Annotated in this window: 13 protein-coding genes; 5 read left to right on the forward strand and 8 right to left on the reverse strand. The window is 65.0% G+C overall.

Annotated features, from left to right (window positions below):
* Nucleotide 1 precedes the first annotated feature (1 nt).
* The 5 genes from NKK51_RS04835 to NKK51_RS04855 are packed head-to-tail and all read left to right on the forward strand — an operon-like array spanning nt 2 to nt 4,584.
* The gene (locus NKK51_RS04835) at nt 2-910 is read left to right on the forward strand and encodes an ABC transporter permease (protein WP_023809408.1); all 909 of its coding nucleotides are present in this window, start codon (nt 2-4) and stop codon (nt 908-910) included.
* Complete coding sequence (locus NKK51_RS04840; RefSeq protein ID WP_023809409.1) at nt 907-1,695, forward strand: ABC transporter permease; 789 nt, start codon at nt 907-909, stop codon at nt 1,693-1,695. The genes NKK51_RS04835 and NKK51_RS04840 overlap by 4 nt, the downstream gene beginning before the upstream one ends.
* A gap of 1 nt (nt 1,696) precedes the next feature.
* Nucleotides 1,697-2,806 (forward strand): ABC transporter ATP-binding protein, encoded by a 1,110-nt coding sequence (locus NKK51_RS04845; protein WP_352551516.1) that lies wholly within the window; start codon nt 1,697-1,699, stop codon nt 2,804-2,806.
* Nucleotides 2,807-2,835: 29 nt separating this feature from the next.
* Complete coding sequence (locus NKK51_RS04850) at nt 2,836-4,218, forward strand: NAD(P)/FAD-dependent oxidoreductase (protein WP_023809411.1); 1,383 nt, start codon at nt 2,836-2,838, stop codon at nt 4,216-4,218.
* Nucleotides 4,219-4,227: 9 nt separating this feature from the next.
* Nucleotides 4,228-4,584: a cupin domain-containing protein gene (locus NKK51_RS04855; RefSeq protein WP_023809412.1), complete on the forward strand. Its 357-nt coding sequence runs from the start codon at nt 4,228-4,230 to the stop codon at nt 4,582-4,584.
* Nucleotides 4,585-4,601: 17 nt separating this feature from the next.
* Here NKK51_RS04855 and NKK51_RS04860 read toward each other — a convergent pair whose 3' ends face one another.
* From NKK51_RS04860 to NKK51_RS04895, 8 genes are all read right to left on the reverse strand, one after another.
* Complete coding sequence (locus NKK51_RS04860; RefSeq protein ID WP_023809413.1) at nt 4,602-4,868, reverse strand: BrnA antitoxin family protein; 267 nt, start codon at nt 4,866-4,868, stop codon at nt 4,602-4,604.
* Between the two features lie 99 nt (nt 4,869-4,967).
* The gene (locus NKK51_RS04865) at nt 4,968-7,844 is read right to left on the reverse strand and encodes a nitrate reductase (protein WP_352551518.1); all 2,877 of its coding nucleotides are present in this window, start codon (nt 7,842-7,844) and stop codon (nt 4,968-4,970) included.
* A gap of 4 nt (nt 7,845-7,848) precedes the next feature.
* Entirely contained in the window at nt 7,849-8,178 is a 330-nt protein-coding gene (nirD, locus tag NKK51_RS04870; RefSeq protein WP_352551520.1) for a nitrite reductase small subunit NirD, read from the reverse strand.
* Nucleotides 8,179-8,183: 5 nt separating this feature from the next.
* Nucleotides 8,184-10,634: a nitrite reductase large subunit NirB gene (gene nirB, locus NKK51_RS04875; RefSeq protein WP_352551522.1), complete on the reverse strand. Its 2,451-nt coding sequence runs from the start codon at nt 10,632-10,634 to the stop codon at nt 8,184-8,186.
* Nucleotides 10,635-10,638: 4 nt separating this feature from the next.
* Nucleotides 10,639-11,436 carry an ABC transporter ATP-binding protein gene (locus NKK51_RS04880; RefSeq protein ID WP_352551524.1) on the reverse strand — a complete coding sequence of 266 codons (798 nt, stop codon included), beginning with the start codon at nt 11,434-11,436 and terminating at the stop codon, nt 10,639-10,641.
* 10 nt (nt 11,437-11,446) lie between these two features.
* The gene (gene ntrB / locus NKK51_RS04885; protein ID WP_127294758.1) at nt 11,447-12,337 is read right to left on the reverse strand and encodes a nitrate ABC transporter permease; all 891 of its coding nucleotides are present in this window, start codon (nt 12,335-12,337) and stop codon (nt 11,447-11,449) included.
* A 67-nt stretch (nt 12,338-12,404) separates the two neighbouring features.
* Nucleotides 12,405-13,721 carry a CmpA/NrtA family ABC transporter substrate-binding protein gene (locus NKK51_RS04890; RefSeq protein WP_352551526.1) on the reverse strand — a complete coding sequence of 439 codons (1,317 nt, stop codon included), beginning with the start codon at nt 13,719-13,721 and terminating at the stop codon, nt 12,405-12,407.
* A gap of 356 nt (nt 13,722-14,077) precedes the next feature.
* Nucleotides 14,078-15,316: a CmpA/NrtA family ABC transporter substrate-binding protein gene (locus NKK51_RS04895; protein ID WP_352551663.1), complete on the reverse strand. Its 1,239-nt coding sequence runs from the start codon at nt 15,314-15,316 to the stop codon at nt 14,078-14,080.
* Nucleotides 15,317-15,318: the final 2 nt, after the last annotated feature.

Here is a 15,318-nt window from a genome sequence, read left to right on the forward strand (position 1 = left end):
CGTGAGCCAGACATCGCATACGCCGACGGCCGGGGGTGATCATTCCCGGCCGTCAGGTGCCGTGCAGGGGCCGCAGCGGCGCCTGCGCCTTGCCGCCTATCCGTCCCTGCTGGCGATGCCGGCCCTGCTCCTGCTTATCGCGGCTATGGGCTATCCCTTGCTGACCGTCACGCTGCGCAGTTTTTCGGACCCGGCCTGGGGCCTGCAGAACTACGTCTGGTTCTTCTCCACGCCGGTGAACGTCACCGTCCTGTGGCGCACCTTTTCCATCGCCGCCTGGGTCACCATCGTCTGCGTCATCGCGGCCTACCCCTACGCCTATCTCATGACGGCCGTCGAGCCGCGCCTGCGACTCGTCCTCATCTTGTGCGTTTTGGTGCCGTTCTGGGTCAGCGGCGTGGTGCGCACCTTGGCCTGGGTCATCCTGCTGCAAGATTCCGGCATCATCAATTCGGTGATCAGGCTGCTCGGCTTTGACGGCGTGAAGCTGATCCGCACGCAGACCGGAGTCGTCATCGGCATGGCGCAGGTGTTGCTGCCGTTCATGATCCTGCCGCTCTATTCGGTCATGCGCGGCATCGATTTGCGCCTCGTGCAGGCGGCGCGCAGCCTTGGTGCGCGCCCGGCACGCGCCTTCCTGGAAATCTATCTGCCGTTGTCGCTGCCCGGCGTCTTCGCCGGCGCCATCATCGTCTTCATCCTGTCGCTCGGCTTCTACATCACGCCGGCCCTGCTCGGCGGCCCGCGCAGCACCATGCTGTCGACGCTGGTGCAGAGCCAGGTGCTCAGCCTGCTCAACTGGGGCCGAGGCGGCGCCATGGGCGTCGTCCTGCTGGTCGCGACCTTCGTGCTGCTGGCGCTCGCCGCACCGCTGATGCGCCAGCGCCACAAGCAGGCGTCCAGATCATGAGACAAACGCCGTTCCGCATTCTGCTCGGCCTGTTCTGCCTGCTGGTCGCCGTCTGGCTGGTGATGCCGACGCTGGTCATCATCCCGATGTCGTTCAACGAGAAGAAGTCGCTCGCTTTCCCGCCGTCCGGCTTCTCCTGGCAGTGGTACGCGAATTTCTTCACCAATCCCGATTGGCTGTCGAGCTTCTTCAATTCGCTTAGGGTCGCGGGCCTCGTCGCCGTTGCCGCCACGCTGATCGGCACGCTGGCGTCGCTTGGCCTCAGCCGCATGAAACATTCCGGCGCCGGCCTGCTGCGCGCCATCCTGATCACGCCGATGATCGTGCCCGGCGTGGTGCTGGCGATCGGCATCTATGCCGTTTACCTCGACTACCAGCTTGTCGGCACCACCACCGGCTTCGTCATCGCGCACACGATGCTGGCGATCCCCTTCGTCATCATCGCCGTATCGGCAAGCCTCGAAGTCTTCGACGTGCGGCTGGAAACGGCGGCGGCCAGCCTCGGCGCCAACCGCTTCACCACATTCCGCACCGTGACCTTGCCGCTGATCGCGCCCGGTATCCTGTCCGGGCTTTTGTTTGCCTTCGTCACCTCCTTCGATGAAATCATCGTCGCGCTGTTCATCACCAGTCCCTACCTCAAGACCTTGCCGGTGCAGATCTTCACCAGCATCACCCGCGACGCCGACCCGACGGTGACGGCCGTCGGAACCATCATCTTCATTGCCACGACGCTGATCATCAGCGCCGGGCTGATCATCAGCTCGAAATCGACGAGGAGTTGAGATGACTGCGAGGGAACGTGGCGCGGCCATCGACATCAAGGGCGCAACCAAGCGCTACGGCAATTTCACCGCGCTCGACGATGTCAGCCTGCATATCGAGCCCGGCGAGTTCATGACGCTGCTGGGGCCCAGCGGCTCGGGCAAGACGACCACGCTCAACGTCGTTGCGGGCTTCACCGACCTCACCGCAGGCGATCTTGCCGTCGGCGGCAACAGCATCGTCGCCCTGCCGGCGCACAAGCGCAACATCGGCGTCGTGTTCCAGCACTACGCGCTGTTTCCGCACATGACCGTCGGCAAGAACGTCGCCTATCCCCTCACCTTGCGCGGCATGGACAAGCAGGCGCGCGACCGTCTCGTCGTGCGAGCGCTGGACATGGTCAAGATGGCCGATTTCGCGCATCGCTATCCCTCAGAGCTTTCCGGCGGCCAGCAGCAGCGCGTGGCGCTGGCGCGCGCCATCGTCTTCGATCCGCCGCTGCTGTTGATGGACGAACCGCTCGGCGCGCTCGACAAGAAACTGCGCGAATGGCTGCAGCTGGAGATCAAGCGCATCCACCGCGAACTCGGCACCACCTTCGTCTATGTGACGCACGACCAGGAAGAAGCGCTGGTTCTGTCCGACCGCATCGCAGTGTTCAACCAGGGGCGCATCGAACAGGTCGGAACCGGCCGCCAGCTCTATGACGAGCCGACGACCTTGTTCGTGGCCAAGTTCATCGGCGAATCGACCAGTTTGCGTGGCACCGCCCAGACGTCAGGAAACGAGACCAGCCTGACGATCGCCGGCCAGAAGATCGTGGCCAACGGCAAGCTTGCCGGCGGAGGCAAACCGGTGGTCCTGCTGCGGCCGGAAAAGCTCTCGCTTGCCGGCACCAACACGCCTCTCGCCGCCGGGCAGAACAGCCTCACCGGTGAGGTCAGCGAGGCGATCTATCTGGGGTCGGGTTCGAAATACCAGGTGACGCTTCGCGATGGCTCGGTCGCCATCGTGCGCTCGTCGCTGGAAGCCACACCGTTCTCGATTGGTGACACGGTCGATCTGCGCTGGTCGGTAGTCGATGCAAAACTTCTTGCCGACGACGATCGCGCCGACATGACGATGACCTGATCGCTCTTTTCCCCGCAGGATTTTTAGACATGGACGCCAAAGTCAACGGCAACGTCTCGTTCTGGTATGCCGACATCGGGCTGCCGGCCTATCGCGCGCCGCTCCCGGGTGACCTCGAAGCCGATGTCTGCATCGTCGGCGCCGGCTACACCGGCTTGTGGACAGCTTACTATCTGAAGAAGGCCGATCCTTCGATCCGCATCGCCATCGTCGAAAGGGAGTTCGCCGGCTTCGGCGCGTCGGGCCGCAATGGCGGCTGGCTGTCCGGCGGCTTCAGCTGGTCGCGCGAGAAATATCTGCGGACCTCGACGCGCGGCGCCGTCATCGACATGGAAACCGCCATGCATGGCACGGTCGACGAAGTGATCGCGGTGACCGAGGCCGAAGGCATCGATGCCGACATCCGCCGCGTCGACAATCTGACGGTCGCCACCAACCCGCCGCAGCTCGAACGGATCAAGGCCGCCTATGCCGATGCGATCGGCTGGAGCGTGCCGCAGGACCGCGTCAGCCTGATTGGCCAGGCAGAGGCCAAGGCCCGCATCAACATCAAAAATGTGCTTGGCGGCTATGTCCACCACGGCACCGCGCGCGTGCAGCCGGCCAAGCTGGTGCGTGGGCTCTCCGAAGCCGTCGAGCGGCTTGGCGTGCCGATCTACGAGCAGACCACCGTGACCGGCATCGAGAAGGGCAAGGTCACGACGAACCGCGGCACCGTGCGCGCGCCGATCATCATCCGCGCCACGGAAGGGTTCACGGCCGGCATATCAGGCAATGAGCGGCTCTGGCTGCCGCTCAACAGCGCGCAGATCATCACCGAGCCGCTGCCGCAATCGCTATGGGACGAGATCGGCTGGGAGGGCCATGAGCTTCTCGGTGACGCCGCGCACGCCTATTGCTATGCGCAGCGCACCCGGGAAGGCCGCATCACCATGGGCGGGCGCGGCGTGCCCTATCGTTACGGCTCGCAAACGGATGTGCGCGGCCAGACGCAGCAGGCCACGATCGAAAGCCTGCACGCGATCCTCACCCGGCTTCTGCCGCAGACAGCCGGGCTTCGCATCGACCACGCCTGGTGCGGCGTTCTGGGCGTGCCGCGCGACTGGTGCACGACATCAGGCCTCGACCCTGAAACCGGCATCGGCTGGGCCGGCGGCTATGTCGGGCTCGGCGTCTCAAGTTCCAACCTTTCGGGCCGCACGCTGCGCGACCTTATCCTGCGCCGCGACACCGAACTGACCCGCCTGCCCTGGGTCAACCGCCAGGTGAGCAAATGGGAGCCCGAGCCGATGCGCTGGCTCGGCGTCCACTCGATGTATCAGCTCTATCGCGTCGCCGACGAGCGCGAGGAAGCCGGCCTCCAGCATACGTCGAAACTGGCCGCAATCGCCGACCGCATCACAGGACATTGAGAGACCGCCATGACCGACTTCCAGACCTTCGCCCATCTCGCTTCCATCGACCTCGGCGAGCCTGAGCCCAAGCCGACCTCGATCAGCGGCGATCAGCTCGAAGCAGCGAAGACGCTGTGGACCTCGCCTGACGGCACACTGGAAGTCGGCGTCTGGGAGTGCACGCCGGGCCGCTTCACCGCATCGCGCGAGAGCAATTCCGAAACCTGCCACATCGTGTCAGGTCGGGTCTCGCTGCATGGTCCCGATGGCCGCAGCGAGGACGTCGGTCCGGGCGAAATGCTGGTGCTGCCGAAAGGCTGGAAAGGCGAATGGACGATCCACGAGAAGACGCGCAAGCTCTATATCCTGCACTTCGAGGCGTGAGCTGACTGGAACAGCCGCTACTCGTCGTCTGAACGATCATCCTCGGCAACAACAGGCTTGCCTTCTATCGCCTGCCGCAAGGCGTCGTTGATGCGGTCCTGCCAGCCCGGCCCATCCTCCTGGAAGTGGTCCAGCACGGCGCGATCGATCCGGATCGAAACAAGCTCCCTGACGCCTGGAGCGGCGGAGGGCTCACGAACCGGCGCGGCCGGCTTCTTCACCGGCTTGAAAGCCGCCTCGGCGGCCGTCATCGGATTTGTCGGTCGACGCGGGGGATTTGCCATCGGATGACCCTGACTGAAGACGATTCGTGCACGACGTGGCACGCTTGCGCCACCATAGCCCAACCAGCGCCGTCGCGCAGGCCCCTTTGGTCGGGACAATCACTCGGCTGCTTGAAGACTCTGCGCGTCGATGATGACCCTGATCTCGGCGCGGCAGGAGCCGCAATTCGTGCCGGCATGCAGGGCCGTGCCGATCGCCGCAACGCTGCCGCAGCCGCCGCGCACCGCTTCCGCGATCTGGTTGGCGCCGACGCCGAAACAGGAGCAGACGATGGCGCCGCGGTCGACGTCGATCCCGCCCGGTCGTCCGGCTACGATCGCCAACCTGCCGCGCCGGTCGACATGATCGGCACTCAACTGTTCCGCCGCCCAGCCGCGCGACACGGCGACCGGGCCGGGTGCGACGAACAAGGCGGCTGACAGTTGATCGCCGTCGAAGGCGGCGATGCGATGCTGGCCGGCGTCGCGGTCATGATAGGCGAGCATTTCCGCACCCGGTGACACGCCGAACAGTGACCCGGCAAAGCCAGCCCAATCGATGTCGTCTTCGGCAAAGGCAAGCTCGACCCGCCAGCCGCCCTTGCATTTGGCCACGGCCCAGTAGGCCGCGGTATCAGGCTCAGGCCTGCGCCGCGTCACCGCAAAGCCAAAGGCCTTTGCGGCGAATTTCTCGATGCGGGCGGCGACATGTTTCAGCGCCGGCTGGCCGGAAATGGGATCGGTCAGCGGCGCGGTCAGCGTGTCGAGCCGGCCCCTTGCCGCAAACTGATCGGTCCAGTGCATCGGCGCAAACAGGCTGCCCTGGCGCTGGCGCGCCGTCACCAGCGCGCGCACCAGCACGTCGCCGCGCGGGCTGGAAACCCGCGCGATGTCGGCGTCGCCGATGCCGAAGCGCTGCGCATCCGCCGGGTGGATTTCTACGAAGGGCTCGGCGATGTGCTGCGACAAACGCGGGCTTTTGCCGGTTCGCGTCATGGTGTGCCAATGGTCGCGGATACGGCCGGTATTGAGGATCAGCGGATAGTCCGGGCTGGTGCGGACTTCCGTGGTGGGGCGGATGGCGATGAAGCGCGCTTTGCGGTCGGGCGTGTAGAAATTGCCGTCGGCGAAGAAGCGGGTGGTGTTACCTTCCAGCCTCTGCCCGGCCCGAAGATGCTCGTCCGACTGATGTCGAGCTTGAGCACCCCCCTCTGTCCTGCCGGACATCTCCCCCGCAAGGAGGGAGATTGGCAGCTTTGATGCTCGCATATCTCCTGCATTGTTTGTAATTGGCGAAGGCCGTGGTGGCAGCCGATCTCCCCCCTTGCGGGGGAGATGGCCGGCAGGCCAGAGGGGGGTGGCTGGGCTCGGCGCCGGCCATTGGAACGGCTCCAGCGCCTCATACTCCTCCGCATCAACCCCGGCATAAGCACCAATATCGAAATCCCGCGCGCCATCATTCTCGAATCCTGACAGCGCGGCATGCTCGGCAAACACCTCCCCTGGCGTCGCATAGGAAAACGCCTCGCCAAACCCCATCCGCTTGCCGACCTCAGCGACAATCCGCCAGTCGGGCCTTGCCTCGCCGGGCACGGGCAAAAACGCGCGCTGGCGCGACACACGGCGCTCTGAATTGGTGACGGTGCCATCCTTCTCGCCCCAGGCGGCGGCGGGCAGCCGGACATGGGCGTGGCGGACGGTGTCGGTCTGGGCCAGCACGTCCGACACCACCACGAACGGGCACGCCTTGATCGCCGCCTCGACGGCATCGGCGTCCGGCATCGAATCGACCGGGTTGGTGGCCATGATCCACAGCGCCTTGATCCGCCCGTCGGCCAGCGCCTGGAACATCTCGACTGCCTTCAGGCCGGGCTTTCCGGCAATGGCCGGCGCGTTCCAGAAGCGCTGCACGCGGTCGCGATGGTCGGGGTTTTCGATTTCCATATGCGCGGCGAGCATGTTGGCCATGCCGCCGACCTCGCGGCCGCCCATGGCGTTGGGCTGGCCGGTCACCGAAAACGGCCCTGCTCCGGGTTTGCCGATGCGGCCGGTGGCGAGATGGCAGTTGATGATGGCGTTGACCTTGTCGGTGCCGGATGACGACTGGTTCACACCCTGGCTGTAAACCGTCACCGTTTTCGCCGTTGCCGCAAACAGGCTGTAGAAACGGCCAAGCTCGTCCTCGCTCAGGCCCGTGGCGGCAGCGACGCCGGCCAGGTCGAGCGCGGAGGCCGCGAAAAGCGCTTGCCCGAAGCCGGTCATGTGCGTCGTGATGTAGGCGCGGTCGAGCGCATTGTGCTGGCCGAGATAAGCGAGCAGCCCGGTGAACAAAGCGACGTCGCCATCCGGCGCGATCGCCAGATGCATGTCGGCGATGTCAGCGGTCATGGTGCGCCGCGGATCGACCAGGACGATCTTCATCTCCGGCCGCTTTTCCCGGGCAGCCGCGATGCGCTGGTAGAGCACCGGATGGCACCAGGCGAGATTGGAGCCGACCAGCACGATCAGGTCGGCCAATTCCAGATCCTCATAGGTTCCCGGCACGGTGTCGGAGCCGAAAGCGCGGCGGTGGCCGGCGACCGAGGAGGCCATGCACAGGCGCGAATTGGTGTCGATGTTGGCCGAGCCGACAAAACCCTTCATCAGCTTGTTGGCGACGTAATAGTCCTCGGTCAGCAACTGGCCCGAAACATAGAAGGCGACCGCATCCGGGCCATGCTCGGCGATGGTTTGCGAGAAGGTCGAGGCGACAAGGTCGAGCGCCTCGTCCCAGCCGGCGCGGCGGCCGTGGACCTCCGGATGCAGCAGCCTGCCGTCGAGGTCGATGGTCTCGGCGAGTGCCGAGCCCTTGGAGCAGAGCCGGCCGAAATTGGCCGGGTGGTCGGGGTCGCCGCGGACGGACACCTGCCCGTCCGCGGTGGCCTTCGCCAGCACGCCGCAGCCCACCCCGCAATAGGGGCAGGTGGTCCTCACCTCGCGCGCTTCGTCGATCTCCATGGGTTCAGGCCGCGCGGCTGGCCAGCGCTTCCAGCGCAATGAACAGATGCTCGCCTTCGACCCGCACCGGAATGGTGCGCACCGCGCCCTCGTCGGCGCCGAGCGCCTTGCCCGTCTCCAACGAAATCACCCAATTGTGCAAGGGACAGGTCACCGCCGCACCGTGCACGATGCCCTGGCTGAGCGGTCCGCCTCTGTGCGGGCAATGGTCGTCGATGGCATAGACCTGATCGTCGGCGGTGCGGAAGACGGCGATCTTGCCTTCCGGGGTGGCGACGCAGCGCGCGCCGCGGCGGGGGATGTCCGAGATAGAGCCGATTGATACCCAGTTCATGATTGTCACTCCGCCGCCTGCGCAAACCCGACAGAGGCCATCGGCCGGAATTCATGCTTGTCCTTGCCGGAAACGCGTTCCGACCACGGATCGACCTGGGCGAATTTCTGGCTGAAGACGAAGCGGTCGTAATAAGCCTTGCGCTTCTCGCCATCGTCCATGATCTGACGCTTGATCTCGGGGATGCCGATGCGCTTGGCCCATTTGTAGATGCGCTCGAGATAGCGGCCCTGCTCGCGATACATCTGCGTCAGCGCCACGATATGCTCCAGCGCCTCGTCCTCGGTCTTGACCAGGCCCAGCACCTCGGTGCCCTTGATGTCGAGGCCGGCCGCCCCGGCGAAATGGATTTCGTAGCCGGAGTCGACGCAGATCACGCCAACATCCTTGCAGGTCGCCTCGGCGCAGTTCCTTGGACAGCCCGACACCGCCATCTTGACCTTGGCCGGCGTCCACGAGCCCCACATGAATTTTTCGATGCGGACGCCGAAGCCCGTAGAATCCTGCGTGCCGAACCGGCACCAGTCTGAGCCGACGCAGGTCTTCACCGTGCGCAACCCCTTGGCATAGGCGTGGCCGGAGACGAAGCCGGCCTGACCGAGATCGGCCCACACTGCCGGCAGGTCCTCCTTGCGGATGCCGAGCATGTCGATGCGCTGGCCGCCGGTGACCTTGACCATCGGAATTTCGAACTTGTCGACGACGTCGGCGATGGCGCGCAGTTCGGCGGCATTGGTCACCCCACCCCACATGCGCGGCACCACCGAATAGGTCCCATCCTTCTGGATGTTGGCGTGGACGCGCTCGTTGATGAAGCGCGACTGGTAATCGTCGGCGTAGTCATCCGGCCAGTCGCAGACGAGGTAGTAGTTGAGCGCCGGCCGGCATTTGGCGCAGCCGCAGGAGGTCGTCCATTCCAGTTCCTGCATGACGGCGGGAATGGTCTTCAGGCTCTTGGCCTTGATCAGCCGGCGCACCTCGTCATGGCCGAGGGTGGTGCAGGAGCACATCGGCTGCACGGCGGCGGGGTTGTACGTGTCGCCGAGGGTCAGCACCATCAGCTTTTCAACCAGCCCGGTGCAGGAGCCGCAGGAGGCCGACGCCTTGGTGTGGGCGCGCACGTCGTCAAGCGAGGTCAGGCCCTTGGCCGTGATCGCGCCGGTGATCTTTCCCTTGCAAACGCCGTTGCAGCCGCAGATTTCCGCATCATCCGGCAAGGCTGCAACGGCCGCCATAGGGTCCAGCGGGGCACCCCCCTGGTAGGACTGGCCGAAGATGAGCGTGTCGCGCATTTCGGAAATGTCGGTCTGCTTCTTCTTGAGGTCGTTGAACCAGGCGCCGTCAGCCGTCTCGCCATAGAGCACGGTGCCGATGATGCGGTCATCCTTCAGCACCAGGCGCTTGTAGACGCCTGCGGCGGCGTCGCGCAGCACGATCTCCTGGCGATCCTCGCCCTCGGCGAAGTCGCCGAGCGAGAACAGCTCGATGCCGGTGACCTTGAGCTTGGTCGGCGTGTCCATATGGACGAAGGCCGCCGCCGCGTCGCCGGCAAGCTGGCTGGCGGTCACGCGCGCCATCTCGTAGAGCGGTGCGACGAGGCCATAGACTTGGCCGTTGACCTCGGCACATTCGCCGAGCGCGTAGATGTCGGGATCGTTGCTGCGCATGCCGGCGTCGACGACGATGCCCCTGTTGACGGCGATGCCGGCCTGTTTCGCCAGCGCCGAATTCGGCCTGATGCCGACGGCCATCACCACAAGCGTTGCTGGGATAATGGTGCCGTCAGCGAGCTCCACCTGCCCGACCTTGCCGTTGCCTGTGATCGCCTGTGTGTTGGCCTTGGTGATGACCTTGATGCCGCGCTGTTCCACCGCACGCTGCAAGAGATAGCCGGCCGCGGGATCGAGCTGGCGCTCCATCAGCGTCGGCATGACATGCAGCACGGTGACGTCCATGCCTTGCGCGTTCAGCCCTGCTGCCGCCTCCAGCCCGAGCAGGCCGCCGCCGATGACCACCGCCTTGGCCCGCGACTGGGCGGCAAGCATCATCGCCTGCACGTCGTCGAGATCGCGATAGGTCAGCACGCCCGGCAGGTCATGGCCGGGCACCGGAATGATGAACGGCACCGAGCCGGTGGCGATGACGAGCTTGTCATAGGGTTCGGTGACGCCATGATCGGAGGTGACGGTCTTCGCCGCTCGGTCGATGGTGACGATCTTGTGGCCCTTGTAGAGGGTGATGTTGTTGGCGATGTACCAGCCGTCGCCGTGGATGATGATCTCCTCATAGGCTTTCTCGCCCGACAGCACCGGCGACAGCATGATGCGGTCGTAATTAACGCGCGGCTCGGCGTTGAAGATGGTGACGGTGTAGCGGCCCGGAGCCTGTTCCAGCAGGTGCTCCAGCATGCGCCCCGGGGCCATGCCATTGCCGATGATGACAAGTCTTTCGCTCATGGTGCTACTCCGCGGCTTCGACGAAGCGGTGGCGTTCGTAGAGGAACTTCAGCACCGCCTCGCGGCAGCGCAGGAAGGTCCGGTCGGAAGAGAGTTCGACGCGCCGGCGTGGCCGCGCCAGCGGCACGGCAAGCACTTCGCCGATGGTTGCCGCCGGGCCATTGGTCATCATGACGATGCGGTCGGACAGCAGCACCGCCTCGTCGACATCATGGGTGATCATGATCGTCGTCGAGCCGAGCCTGGAATGGATGTCCATCACCGCGTCCTGCAGATGGGCCCGCGTCAGCGCATCGAGCGCGCCGAACGGCTCGTCGAGCAGCAGGATCTTCGGCTCCATGGCCAGCGCCCGGGCGATGCCGACACGCTGCTTCATGCCGCCAGATATCTCGGCCGGACGCTTGTCCTTGGCATGCGCCATCTGCACGAGGTCGAGATTGCGCATGATCCAATCATGCCGCTCGGCCTTGCTCTTCGAACGACCAAAGACCTTCGACACCGCCAGATTGATGTTTTCGTAGACGGTCAGCCACGGCAAAAGGCTGTGGTTCTGGAACACCACGGCGCGTTCCGGTCCGGGGCTGTCGACCTCCTTGTCCTCGAGCAGCACGGCGCCGGCGGACACCTTGGTCAGCCCGGCGATCAGATTGAGCAAGGTCGACTTGCCACAGCCGGAATGGCCGATGATGGAGACGAATTCGCCCTTGTCGATGGTCAGCCTGATGTCCTTCAACACCTCGCTGACCTGGGCACCACGCGTGAAGGATTTGTCGATATGGTCGAGCTTCAGATAGGCCGTCATCGCCCTCTCCTCACTTTGCCGTTGTGCCGCGGGTGACGAAGGCGCCGACCGCCGCGACCAGACGATCGAGGCAGAAGCCGGTGACGCCGATATAGGCGAGCGCCACGATGATGTCGGGCAGCCGCGACGAGTTCCACGCGTCCCAGATGAAGAAGCCGATGCCGACGCCGCCGGTCAGCATTTCGGCGGCGACGATGGCGAGCCAGGACAGGCCGATGCCGATCCTCAGGCCGGTGAAGATGTAGGGCGCGGCGGCCGGCACCATGATCTTCACGAAGAACTCGAACTGGTTGAGCCGCAGGATGCGCGAGACGTTGCGGTAATCCTCGGGGATATTGCGCACGCCGACGGCGGTGTTGATGATGATTGGCCAGATCGAGGTGATGAAGATGACGAAGATCGCCGACGGGCTGGAATCACGGAACGCCGCCAGCGACAGTGGCAGCCAGGCCAGCGGCGGCACCGTGCGCAGGATCTGGAACACCGGGTCGAGGCCGCGCATCGCCCAGATCGACTGGCCGACCAGCGCGCCGAGCGCGACGCCGACGATCGCAGCCAGGCCGAAGCCGATGGCAACACGCTGCAGCGAGATCAGCACGCGCCATGCCAGACCGATATCCTGCGGGCCATTGTCGAAGAACGGATGCGCGATCAAATCGTAGGCCTCGTTCCACACCTGGGTCGGCGGCGGCAGGCTTGATGTCGGCGACGAACAGGCGATCTGCCAGACGACCAGCATCAGCGCGATGACGATGATGGGCGGCACCAGCGCGCTCGCCAGTTTGCCGGCAATCGCCAGCGGATCGAAGCGGCGTCGTGCCTTTGCGGTGAAGGCGATGACCTCCGCCGGCTTCGCGGGGAACGCCTTCACCTTTGTGTCCTCGATAGTCTGGATCGACATGTCTGGGAAAAACTCCTTGGGGGCAGGTAGTGATCGCAAGCGGCGCAGGACGCCGCTTGCGATTAGGCTACGCCGAGGCCTTGATCTTCAGGCTGTCGAGATAGGCGGACGGGTTGGCCGGGTCGAAGATCTTGCCGTCGAAGAAGGTCTCGACGCCGCGCGACGACGACGCCGGAACGTCGGCCGCCGCGACGCCGAGATCTTTGGCCGCCTCGCGCCACAGATCCTCGCGGTTGACCTGATCGACCAGCGCCTTGATGTCGGTGGTCGGCGCGAACTTGCCCCAGCGGATGTTCTCGGCAAGGAACCACGCATCGTGGCTCTTGAACGGATAGGAGACGCCGCCCTTCCAGAACTTCATGTAGAGATCGCTGCCGTTGGCGACGCGGCCATTGCCGTAGTTAATGTCGCCCTTGAGCCGGCCGATGATGTCGGCGACTGGCACGTTCATCCATTGCCGCTTGCCGATGATGGCGGCCATCTCGTCCTTGTTGTCGCTGGCCTCGCACCATTGCTGGGCTTCCATGACGGCCATCAGGATCGCCTTGGTGGCGTTCGGGTATTTCTCGATGAATTCGGCACGCAGGCCGAGCGCCTTTTCCGGATGGCCCTTCCACAATTCGCCCGTCGTGGCGGCGGTGAAGCCGACGCCCTGATGGACGAGCTGCTCGTTCCACGGTTCGCCGACACAGAACACGTCCATGTTGCCGACCTTCATGTTGGCCACCATCTGCGGCGGCGGCACGACGATGGTCGAAACGTCCTTGTCGGGGTCGATGCCGCCGGCGGCCAGCCAGTAGCGCAGCCAGAGGTCATGCGTGCCGCCCGGGAAGGTCATGGCGGCCTTGATTTCCTTGCCGGCCGCCTTCTTGGCGGCAAAGGCGTCTTTCAGCTTCGAGGCATCGAGGCCGACGCCGGTGCCGGCATATTCCTGGGCGACCGAAATGCCCTGGCAGTCGTAGTTGAGCCGCGCCACGATCGCCATCGGCATCGGCTGGTTGTTCTGCGTCACCTTGCCGGTGTGCATAAGGTAAGGCAGCGGCGTCAGGATATGGGCGCCGTCGATGCCGTTGGCCGCGCCGCCGAGCATCAGATTGTCGCGTGTCGCACCCCAGGAGGCCTGCTTGAGCACCTCGACATCGGGCATGCCGAACTTGGCGAACAGCCCCTTCTCCTTGGCGATCATCAGCGGTGCCGCATCGGTGAGGGCAATGAAGCCGAGCTTGGCGCCGGTGACCTCCGGAGTGGCGGTGGCGGCATAGGCACCGGAAGGGAAGAGCTTGCGGGCCGCCATGAACAGGCCCGCCGTCATCGCGCTGCTGACCAGAAAATCGCGGCGCGTCATGTCCTTGAGGGTCGTTCCAGTCCTGATCCGTTTCGTCATCGTCGTCTCCGGTTGGGCGCGGCTTGGGATCCGCGTCGTCGATTGCGTGTTGATCAAAACAAAAAAGCCGCCAGCCAAGTCATCGCGTCCCGGTGACCGGGAGCGCGCATTAACCTGAGCGGCAGCTTTGCCTGTGGCGCCCGCCATTGGACGCCTGTTCCGTGACCCGCGAAGGGCCTGCCTATTTCAAAGCAGGAACCGTGCCAGTTTCGAGAGAGGCGAAAAAGATCAATTAAATCAGTAACCCGCGCCGATCGCGGACGCGCCGGGTCCTATGGCCGGAAGGTCAAAGATTGCTCATTCGGGCAATCGCGCGCACAATTTTTGTGCAATGCACAAGAATGACGCGGAAATGATCAGGCTTCCGCGCGAGCCGATTTCTGGCCGGCAATGTACGCGTCGACCTCGTCCGGATCGAAGATCTGGCCGTCGAAGAAACCGTCCGGACCGAGCACAAGGCCGGCGCCTGTCGCGCCGACCGCGGTGGCAACTTGGAGCGCACCCTCGACTTTCGAATTGGCGCCGGGAAGCGCCACGCCAAGCGGCTTCAGAGCCGAACGGTAGAGGTCGGGCCGGTAGCAGTTGCGGGCGATGGCAAGGTTTTCCGGCGTGTGCGCCACGTGCCCCCAGCGCACCATCTGCGTGTAGAACCACAGCGCATGGCTCTTCCACGGAAAGTTCGCCGCCTTGTCGAAGGGGAGGAAGAAGTCGTCTATGCTCCGCTCCGCGCCGCCGCCCAGTCGGAGATGGCCGGTCAGGATCGGCATCTGCACGGCCGGCGGCAGGCCGAGAAAGCCGGCCTGCGCCATGACGGCAGCCAATTCGCCATGGTTGGCCGGATCCTGGCACCAGCGTGCCGAGTGATGCAGCGCGCGCAGCAGCGCCGCCAAGGCCTCGGGGTTTTCGTCTGCCCAGGCCTTGCGCACGCCGATCACCTTCTCCGGGCTGTTACGCCATATCCGCGCCTTGACGGTGACGATATGCCCGGTGCCGGCGGCAACCGCAGCACTGTTCCAGGGTTCGCCTACGCAGTAGCCGTCGATGCGGCCGGCGGCCAGTGCATCGGCCATGAAGGGCGGCGGCACGATGACGATCTCGATTTCGCGCGTCGGATCGATGCCGCAGGCGGCGAGCCAATAGCGCAATTCGTAATTGTGCCCGGAATGCGGATGCACCACGGCGAAGCGCAGCGGGTCGCCACCGGCCGCAGCGCGCTCGCGAATGAGCGCGCGCAGCGCCGCACCGGCGCGCGCGGGGTCGAGATCGGCTTCGGCGCTGTGCGCCACCATTCCGGCCCACACAGTGTTGGAGACGGTGACGCAATTGCCTCCGAGTCCGAGCGAGAACGGCACGATGGTTTCCGAAGCGAGCGGCGTCAGCCCGAGATTGCAGGCGAGCGGCATCGGCCCCAGCATATGCGCCAGATGGAAGTGACCGATGGCGATGCGGTCGCGGATGTTAGCCCAGGACGTCTCGCGGTGCAGGGTCAGGTCGATGCCTTCTCGTGCGGCAAAGCCAAGCTCACCGGCCGCGACCAGCACGGCGCTGTCGAAAAGCGGCATGAAGCCAGCGGTGATCTGGTGCGCGGCGTCCATGC

It is taken from the genome of Mesorhizobium sp. M0011, from assembly GCF_040324155.1.
Lineage (GTDB): Bacteria > Pseudomonadota > Alphaproteobacteria > Rhizobiales > Rhizobiaceae > Mesorhizobium.

Coding starts and splice junctions, on each gene's coding strand:
- NKK51_RS04865 (WP_352551518.1), bottom strand. CDS start 7,844: ATGGAGATCGACGAAGCGCGCGAGGTGAGGACCACCTGCCCCTATTGC.
- NKK51_RS04880 (WP_352551524.1), bottom strand. CDS start 11,436: ATGACGGCCTATCTGAAGCTCGACCATATCGACAAATCCTTCACGCGT.
- NKK51_RS04860 (WP_023809413.1), bottom strand. CDS start 4,868: ATGGCAAATCCCCCGCGTCGACCGACAAATCCGATGACGGCCGCCGAG.
- NKK51_RS04850 (WP_023809411.1), top strand. CDS start 2,836: ATGGACGCCAAAGTCAACGGCAACGTCTCGTTCTGGTATGCCGACATC.
- NKK51_RS04855 (WP_023809412.1), top strand. CDS start 4,228: ATGACCGACTTCCAGACCTTCGCCCATCTCGCTTCCATCGACCTCGGC.
- ntrB (WP_127294758.1), bottom strand. CDS start 12,337: ATGTCGATCCAGACTATCGAGGACACAAAGGTGAAGGCGTTCCCCGCG.
- NKK51_RS04895 (WP_352551663.1), bottom strand. CDS start 15,316: ATGGACGCCGCGCACCAGATCACCGCTGGCTTCATGCCGCTTTTCGAC.
- NKK51_RS04845 (WP_352551516.1), top strand. CDS start 1,697: ATGACTGCGAGGGAACGTGGCGCGGCCATCGACATCAAGGGCGCAACC.
- NKK51_RS04840 (WP_023809409.1), top strand. CDS start 907: ATGAGACAAACGCCGTTCCGCATTCTGCTCGGCCTGTTCTGCCTGCTG.
- NKK51_RS04890 (WP_352551526.1), bottom strand. CDS start 13,721: ATGACGAAACGGATCAGGACTGGAACGACCCTCAAGGACATGACGCGC.
- nirD (WP_352551520.1), bottom strand. CDS start 8,178: ATGAACTGGGTATCAATCGGCTCTATCTCGGACATCCCCCGCCGCGGC.
- nirB (WP_352551522.1), bottom strand. CDS start 10,634: ATGAGCGAAAGACTTGTCATCATCGGCAATGGCATGGCCCCGGGGCGC.